The sequence below is a fragment of the Arthrobacter sp. AL12 genome, assembly GCF_029960645.1.
Classification (GTDB): Bacteria; Actinomycetota; Actinomycetes; order Actinomycetales; family Micrococcaceae; genus Arthrobacter.
Map to the genome: position 1 here is coordinate 19834 of NZ_JASBQY010000026.1, position 8313 is coordinate 28146.

Annotated in this window: 5 protein-coding genes and 1 pseudogene; 4 read left to right on the top strand and 2 right to left on the bottom strand. The window is 65.0% G+C overall.

What is annotated here, in order from left to right:
* Nucleotides 1-181 precede the first annotated feature (181 nt).
* Both QK291_RS18370 and QK291_RS18375 read left to right on the top strand, forming a co-directional pair.
* Nucleotides 182-2329, top strand: coding sequence for a transglycosylase domain-containing protein (locus QK291_RS18370; protein WP_282384248.1), 2148 nt, complete (start codon nt 182-184; stop codon nt 2327-2329).
* A 123-nt stretch (nt 2330-2452) separates the two neighbouring features.
* Nucleotides 2453-4861: an alpha/beta fold hydrolase gene (locus tag QK291_RS18375; RefSeq protein WP_282384249.1), complete on the top strand. Its 2409-nt coding sequence runs from the start codon at nt 2453-2455 to the stop codon at nt 4859-4861.
* 74 nt (nt 4862-4935) lie between these two features.
* Here QK291_RS18375 and QK291_RS18380 read toward each other — a convergent pair whose 3' ends face one another.
* Entirely contained in the window at nt 4936-5151 is a 216-nt protein-coding gene (locus QK291_RS18380) for a hypothetical protein (protein WP_282384251.1), read from the bottom strand.
* 418 nt (nt 5152-5569) lie between these two features.
* Between QK291_RS18380 and QK291_RS18385 the strand changes: the two genes are divergently transcribed.
* Together QK291_RS18385 and arr are read left to right on the top strand one after the other, a co-directional pair.
* On the top strand, nt 5570-5947 hold the full coding sequence (locus QK291_RS18385) for a hypothetical protein (RefSeq protein WP_282384252.1): 378 nt from the start codon (nt 5570-5572) through the stop codon (nt 5945-5947).
* 1274 nt (nt 5948-7221) lie between these two features.
* A pseudogene (gene arr, locus QK291_RS18390) lies at nt 7222-7557 on the top strand (NAD(+)--rifampin ADP-ribosyltransferase); the annotation flags it as partial.
* Between the two features lie 135 nt (nt 7558-7692).
* Here the strand turns inward: arr and QK291_RS18395 are convergent.
* On the bottom strand, nt 7693-7989 hold the full coding sequence (locus QK291_RS18395) for a dihydrofolate reductase family protein (protein WP_282384253.1): 297 nt from the start codon (nt 7987-7989) through the stop codon (nt 7693-7695).
* Nucleotides 7990-8313: the final 324 nt, after the last annotated feature.

Consider the following 8313-nt stretch of genomic DNA (forward strand, 5'->3'; position numbering starts at 1 on the left):
TCGAAGTAGTTCCGAAGAGAGGTCCGGTCTACCAGACCGGGACTGGAGGCGGGAAGAGTCCTTGGCCCCCGACGTCGCCCTGGCCGAGGACCGCGCATGCCTGAGGACTTCCGGCACTGGTCCCCCGGCGGCGCGGCGGCCTACTCTGGACGCACATTTTAGGCTCGACAGCTGGACAAAAATGGCGCCGAAGAAACGGAATCGATCTGGTCTGGCCGCGGCCCTGTGGAGGGTCCTCGGATTCCTGACAGTGAGCGCCGTCTGCGGTGTTCTCGTCGCCAGCCTGGCGGTCCCCGGCGTCGCGGCTGCCGGCGTCGCCGTCAGCCGGTCAATCATCTTCTTCAACAACCTCCCCGCTGAGCTGGCGGTTGATCCGCCGTCGCAGTCAACCAAAGTGCTGAGCGCGGACGGGAAGCCGATCGCCACCTTCTTCGCTGAGAACCGCGTGAAGGTCAGGCTGGACGAGATGTCCCCCTACATTAGGGACGCGATTGTCGCCATCGAGGACAGCCGCTTCTACCAGCACGCCGGCGTCGACCCCCAGGGGATTCTCCGGGCGCTCACGACCAACCTGACCAGCGGCGACAGACAGGGCGCATCCACCCTGACCCAGCAGTACGTAACAAACGTGATCAATGAGTCCCTGATGTCGGCGGACAGGACCGATCAGGTCATCCTCAGCGGACAAAAGAGCATCGGCGACAAGGTGCGGGAGATGAAGCTCGCCATCGAGCTGGAAAAGAAGTTCAGCAAGGACCAGATCCTTGAGGGCTATCTCAATATCGTGTTCTTCAACCGGGACGCGTACGGCATTGAGGCCGCAGCCCGGCATTTCTTCAGCACCTCCGCCAAGGACCTCACCCTGCCCCAGGCCGCCCTGCTCGCGGGCCTCGTCAACAGCCCCAGCTTCTACGATCCCTCCGCTTACCCCGACAACGCCATCAAGCGGCGCAACCAGGTCCTGGACAAAATGCTCACAGACGGGAAGATCCGCCAGACTGATCATGACGCCGCCGTCGCCAGCGGTGTCGAGCTGAAGATCACCCCTGCCAAGCAGGGATGCTCGGCGGCTGACCTGGCGCCGTACTTCTGCGACTACGTTTCACACCTGATCCTCAACAACCCGGTGTACGGCGCCGACGCCACGGCCCGCCAGAGGACGCTGTACCGCGGCGGCCTGACCATCACCACGACGCTGGACAGCAGGCTGCAGGCGGCCGCGCAGGCGCAGGTTGACGCCACCGCCGGGGCCAACCCGGACAAATGGGGCGCGTCGCTGGTGTCCATCGGGCCAGGCACCGGCAGGATCCTCGCCATGGCACAAAACACCGTGTTCCTGCCCGCCCCCGGGAAGTTCGACACCCAGCTGAACTTCAATGTCGATGCCAAGGACGCCGACGGGAATGACCTGAACGGCGCCGGCGGGTTCCAGCCCGGGTCCACGATGAAACCGTTCACCTTCGCGGAATGGCTCAACGAAGGCAAGTCCATGGTCGCCGAGGTGGACGCCGCCCGGCGGACTTATCCGCTGGACTTCCCGTGGAAGTCCAGCTGTGGAAAGGTTCTCGGGGCCTACAACACAGCTGAAAAGGCCCTCGGCGCCGCGGACGACCTCCAGAACAACGACGAGGGCTACTACCGCAAAATGCCCGTCAATTACGGCCTCTACAACTCCATCAATACGGCCACCTTTGCTGAGGCCGCCGGGCTGGACGTCTGCGGCATCCAGAGAATGGTGGATGCCGTGGGGCTTCACAGCGGCGTGGACAACGCCCCGGTAAACATGCACCAGCTGGGCAACCTGTTGGGTGCCATTGGCGTGGCGCCGCTCCACCTGGCCACCGCGTTTTCCACGTTCGCCGCTGACGGCAGGTATTGCGCCCCGATCGCCATTTCGGGCGTGACCGATGCGGCGGGACGGGAGCTTCCGGCCCAGATCACCGACTGTCGCAGCGCGGTGAAGCCCGAGGTAGCCCGCGGCGTGAACTCCGTGCTCCAGGACGTGCTGACAAAGGGATCCGGGATCTACATCCAGCCCAGGGTCCACACCACTTTTCCGGTTGCGGCCAAGACCGGCACATCCAACACCAACGGTGCGACCTGGGTGGTCGGCTACACCAGCGGCCTGGCCACCGCGTCCTTCTTCGGGGATGCCCTGGAAGGCCAGAAACGGCCCGGCCAGAACGTCACTATTAACGGCAAGTTCTACAAGAACATTGACGGCTACATGCTCGCCGGCCCGCAATGGGCGAACTACATGCTCGAGGTCGCGCGCTTCTATCCCGCCGAGCCTTTCCCGCCTCCACCCGAATCCATGACCAAGCCCTGACCCGCCGCGTCCTGCAGGTCCGCCCCCGGCAGCAGGCCGGCGGCCGCCCGAACACCACCGAATGGGGGCCGGGTGCCCGTTACCTCTCCGATGTGCTGCGCCCGGATGTTGTAGCTTGACCTCATGAGCGAACACGTTGATGTGTTGATTGTCGGAGCCGGGCTGAGCGGCATCGGTTTCGCCAGCCGGCTGAAGCGCGATCTGCCCGGCAAGACCTTCACGATCCTTGAGTCCCGGGGGGCGGTGGGAGGCACTTGGGATCTTTTCAGATACCCGGGCATCCGCTCCGACAGCGACATGTACACGCTCGGCTACTCCTTCCGGCCCTGGGCCGGCGCCAAGGCCATTGCCGACGGCGATTCGATTCGCGAATACATCGAAGCGACGGTCGCGGACGAGGAACTCGCAGCGCGGATCCGGCTGCATCACCGGGTGGTATCGGCCGAGTGGTCCAGCGAAACCGCACTGTGGACTGTGACGGCCCTGCGCACGACCGGCGGCGAATACCAGCATGACGATCCGGGGGCGCCCGCCGGCCGGTCAGTCACGTTCACCTGCTCGTTCCTGTCCGTCTGCTCGGGCTATTACCGCTATGACGAAGGGTTTGCCCCGGTCATTGAGGGGGCCGGGACGTTCGCGGGATCGATCGTCCACCCGCAGCACTGGCCTGCTGATCTCGATTACGAAGGCAAGCAGGTGGTGATCATCGGCAGCGGGGCAACCGCTGTGACACTCGTGCCGTCGATGGCGGGCACGGCTGCCAAGGTCACCATGCTGCAGCGCTCCCCCAGCTATATCGCCCCCGTGCCGTCCCGGGATCACCTGGCCGACTTCCTTGGAGGCAAGGTGCCCCCTCAACTGGCGTACGACGTCGTGCGGGCCAAGAACATACTATTTTCCATGCTGACGTACCAGCTCAGCCGGCGGCGGCCGGAAATGATGAAGGCAATCCTCCGCAAGGCAGCCGCCGCCAAACTTCCGGAGGGTTTTGCGGTCGCCACGCACCTGGTGCCGTCGTATCAGCCGTGGGACCAGCGGCTCTGCGCGATCCCCAATGGTGACCTCTACCGCGCCATCAGCGCGGGCACTGCCGACATCGTGACCGACAGGATCGCGCGGATCACCCCGACCGGGATTGACCTGGTCTCGGGGAGGTCGATCCCGGCCGACGTGATCGTCACGGCGACAGGGCTGAACCTGCTCGTGCTGGGCGGGATGACTCTCCGGGTCGACGGCGGGCCGGTGGACGTAGGCAAGACCCTGACCTACAAGGGCATGATGCTCGACGGTGTTCCCAATTTTGCGCTCACTGTCGGCTACACCAACGCGTCGTGGACGCTGAAAGCGGATCTGGTCGCAGGCTACATCTGCAGGCTGCTGAAGTACCTCGACCGTCAGGACCTGCAATGGGTCACGCCCAAGGCCCCCGCCGGCGTCGCGAACGCCGGGCTGACATCGCTGATCGACCTGAAGGCCGGCTACATCCTTCGCGACGCCGACCGCCTGCCCCGGCAGGGCACCGGCTCGCCATGGCGGCTGCACCAGAACTATGTGCGCGACTTCGCCCTGCTCAGGGCCGGCAGACTGACGGACCACGTTCGTTTTGGCCGGCTTGGGCAGCCGGTCGCGCCGGGACGGGGAACCCCGGGGGCATGCCGGGACCCTCTCGCCCTCCCGGGAACAGCACATATCGACGTCGCGGGAACGCGCCTGCGCTACCGGAAGACCGGCACCGGGGATCCCGTTCTGCTCCTGCACGGCATTGGCCAGAGCCTGGAGGACTGGAACGAGCAACACGATCGTCTCTCGGCACGCCACACCGTCTACAGCGTTGACTTGCCTGGCTTCGCGTACTCCGACCGGGTCGCCGGGATGGCCACCACGGCGACGCTGGCGGGCGTCCTGCCCGCCCTCCTCGACGCCCTTGGGGTCCACGAGCCGCTGCCCGTGATGGGCAACTCCCTCGGCGGCGCCGTCGCCATGACGTTCGCTGCCGACCATCCTGACCGCGTCTCAGCCCTGGTTCTGGCCGACAGCGCCGGATTCGGCCGGGAGGTTGCACTGGTCCTGCGGCTGCTCACCGTCAGGCCGCTCGCCGCACTGCTCATGCGTCCCGACGAGGCAGCATCACGCCGCACGGTCCAGTCGATCTTCTGTGACAAGGAGCTGGCGACCGACGCCCGCGTCGAGCATTCCTTAGCCCTGTCACAGCGGGCGGCCCACCGCAAAACAACCCTCGACATCGCCCGCGATCTCGGAACGATCTTCGGCATCAGGACCGAATGGCGGACGGCCCTGATCGAGGCCGTTGCGCGCTTGGACGTTCCCGTGCTCGTGGTCTGGGGCGACCACGACCGCGTCCTCCCGTACAGCCAGCTGAGGGCGGCGACGGCGGCGTTGCCCCGCGCCGAGTCGCACGTCTTCTCGGCGACGGGGCACATGCCCCAGATCGAACGGCCTGATGAGTTCGCCGCGGTTGTGGAGGAGTTCCTGTCCCGGGTCCTGGCGGGCCTCCAGACGGCGGGCATCTGAACCGGACGAAGGCGAAAGGCGCATCTCCGACGTGGAGGTGCGCCTTTCGTGTGACCATGCGACGACGAGGTCGTTCAGGCGTTCGAGACCTCGATCGCCTTCGAACGGATGAACTCATGATCCTCTTGGGAAATGACCGTCTCGCCGTGCTGCCCGCTGGCAAGATCCTCACCCGCCGCCTTGGAGACAACGGCGGTGATGGTCCTGGGAAGGATCTGGCATCCCGGGTTGTCAATGAACCACTTACGCGTGGCAGGGTCCAGTTGGTCCCAATGGTCCTTGATGTGCATCTGACGATGCCGCCTTCCTTCTCGATGTGCGGTTCGGGGTGGAACATGGCGTGCTGCGAGGGGAATGGTCCTCGCCCCAGCCCCACAAGCCAACGTCGTGCCAATGTGGAAGACTAGGGCCATAGTCCCCCAATTCAAGGGTGCCGAGCCTCCATACAGATTTCAAGCCTTCGGTGGAAAATGTGCCCGCCGGACGCAAAATCAAACTCAGAGGCCGGCACGGAGATCCACGCCGCGCGAAAGCCCAGGGGGCGCAAATGCTGGTGATGAAATTGACGGTCGACGTCGCGGGGTTGACGGGCCGTGACGTCACCGACTTCATGGTGTCCTGCACCGATGAGCGGTACGGAACTGGTGGCCGGGCACCCACCTGCAGCTGCACGCGCTGGGGCGGGCCGCCGCCGGGGTGGATGACGTGGTGGTGGATGACGTGGTGGTGGATGACGTGGTGGTGGATGACGTGGTGGTGATCGACGAGTTCATCGGCCGGCGCCGGTTGCATCTGCGCGGAGACGTGGAGGCGGTCGAGCCGGGCCGCAGGCTGGTGTGGCGGTTCCGCAAGCTCGTGCCTCTCCCGGCGCGCCTGTCGCTGGAGCTCACCGCGGTACCGGGCGGGGTGTCCGTGCGCCACACGGTCACCCCCGGGTGGCCGGGAATCGGCCGTGCGCTGGACCCGCTGCTGCGGCTGTACTTCACGCCCCGGTTCACCGCGGACCTGGATGCCCACGTCCGCACGGAGTTCCCCTTGCTGCGGGACTATCTCCGGCCCGGTTCCGCATCCGGCACTGATAACTGACGCCCCGCCTCAGCCGGTCCCTCCTGGCCGCGGCCCCATCGGCGCGCTCGCTGATTACGACGGCGGCCCCGTCGGCAGGGGGATACCGGTGCGGTACTTGCCGCCGCTGGTCTGTTCCGGGGGCTCCGGGCAGACTCCACGGTGACGCGGGCCAGGCCCAGTTCGGTGAGCAGGGCGGCGATCCCTTCTCCCACGCCCGCCCGGACTTGTTCGGGGTCCGCGCCCGCGCCCGGAAGCAACCGCACCGAAATACTGGTGGGGGCAGTCTGGACGATATGCAACAGCTCCACACCTGGGGTCCGGTCGACGACGGTCCCCAGCGCCAGTGGCAGCACCGCCATCACGCCGCTGCCGCTGGCCGCGGGGAAGATGAGCACGTCCGAGGCCCGCCCCTGCACCCGGATCGCCGGCGCCGGGTCCCCGCACGGACACGGATCGGGCCTGACCCGGACGCGGTCGCCGACGTCGTAACGGATGATCGGCTGGACGCGATTGGCCAGGTTCGTGATCAATACCGCGGACGAAACCGTCCCCGGCGGCAACAGACCCAGGCCGCACTGCTCCCCCGGTCCCCGGGCACAATTCACCCCGTTGAAGGAGAAGAGGACGTCGATTATGTCTTGAAAAGGGCCGGCCTTGGAGCACCAATGCAGTTGCGTCTTAGGCATCCAGCATCCGAGAAATCTAGCCTGCGTGGTCCGCCAGATGAGCTCTTAGCGCATCTTCTCTAATCCAATTTCGGGACAGGAAGAAATCCAGAACACAGGACGCGGCAAGGGTCGCCCAAGAAACCCATATTGGTGCGAGACCCGCAAGGACGAGTGCCATTACCGCAAGGACCAAGGCACCAGAGGCGTAGTTATGGATGCGCCGCCCGGGAGTAGCGTCAAGGGCTTCTTGCCGCTCGTGGAAGTAGTTCAAAAAACTTAGTCCCTTCAAGGAATTAACGGTAGTTTCCGCCAGTGTATTGGAAGGCCATGGCGGCGATGGGTGCTGGGGCAATCTGAATGCATTCCCTTCTCCAGTTTTGCGATCACTGCCTGGGCAGAGATCTAAACTGCCAAGATGGCAAGTGCCCAGAGGGATACCGGCGACCACTTACCCGCCTACCTTCAGCACATTGGGAGAGAGCGTAGACATCGCCGTTACATTCCGGTTGAACTTGAGGAGAGGAAACCAACCGACCCAGCCGAAGTGGGGATCCACGTCCACCGGGTATGCCCAGACAAGAAACGCCTTCCTAGTGTGGGAGCCCAACTCCGATGAGCTGATGAATGGAGAACCGACCGCTGGCGTCCGAGGCCAAAGACCCCGGGCCCTTCTACCACGGCACCAAGGCTGACCTGAAGCCCGGGGACCTGCTTAAACCCGGTCATAGCTCGAATTTCGGGGAACGAAAGAGGGCGAATTTCATCTACCTCACTGCGACGCTGGATGCGGCTACTTGGGGAGCTGAACTCGGCGTCGGCGAAGGACCAGGCAGAATCTACCGCGTGGAACCAACAGGCCCCTATGAGGATGACCCCAATCTGACGGACAGGAGGTTCCCGGGCAACCCGACGAGGTCCTACCGCACGCAAGCGCCGCTACGAGTGGTCGAGGAGGTTCTGGGTTGGGAGCCGCACCCACTGAGGTGCTCCAAAACATGCGGAACCACCTTGAAGAACTTAAGCGGCCTGGCATCGAGGCAATCGACTGAACTCCCGCGCACCGGCAGGCATGTCCCGTGGCCCAACGGACGCCCTTCAACAGCTCCCGATCCCAGCCCGGGGGTCGACTCTCCGGGCCTCGGACAGCTGCCGGCCCTGCCCCAGGACGACGGGATGGACGAGAATTCGAAACTCGTCGATCAGGCCGTGCCGTATGAAAGTGGAGGCCAAATTGGCGCCACTCAGGGCGACGTCGCCCCCGGGCTGCGCCTTCAGTTCCGCGATTTGTTCAGGCACGACGTCGGGAATCACCGTGGTATTCCAGTCTGCCTGCGTGAGGGTCCGTGAAAAGAGGAACTTGGGCATCTCGCGCCAGATCCCGGCGAACTCCACGAGTTCCGCCGAGATGCCCGGATCCGGGCCAGCAGTGGCCAGTAACCGGCCATCAGAGCATGGGTGACTCGCCCGAACATGAAGGCACCCGTCGTACGGAACTGCCCGTTCAAGTGGCCGAGGATCTCGTCGTCCACCCGGTACCAGCTGAAGTCCCGGTCGGCCGTCTCGAGGAATCCGTCCAGGGACACCGACATCATGAGGATGATCTCGCGCATTCGAGAAGCCGCTCGTGGCAGCGAATGACGACGGCCCTCCGCGCGGCCCGCAGCGCTGCCGTGGTAGTCCCTTCCTGTGAAGCATCCCCAGGGTCCGGCCGAAGAA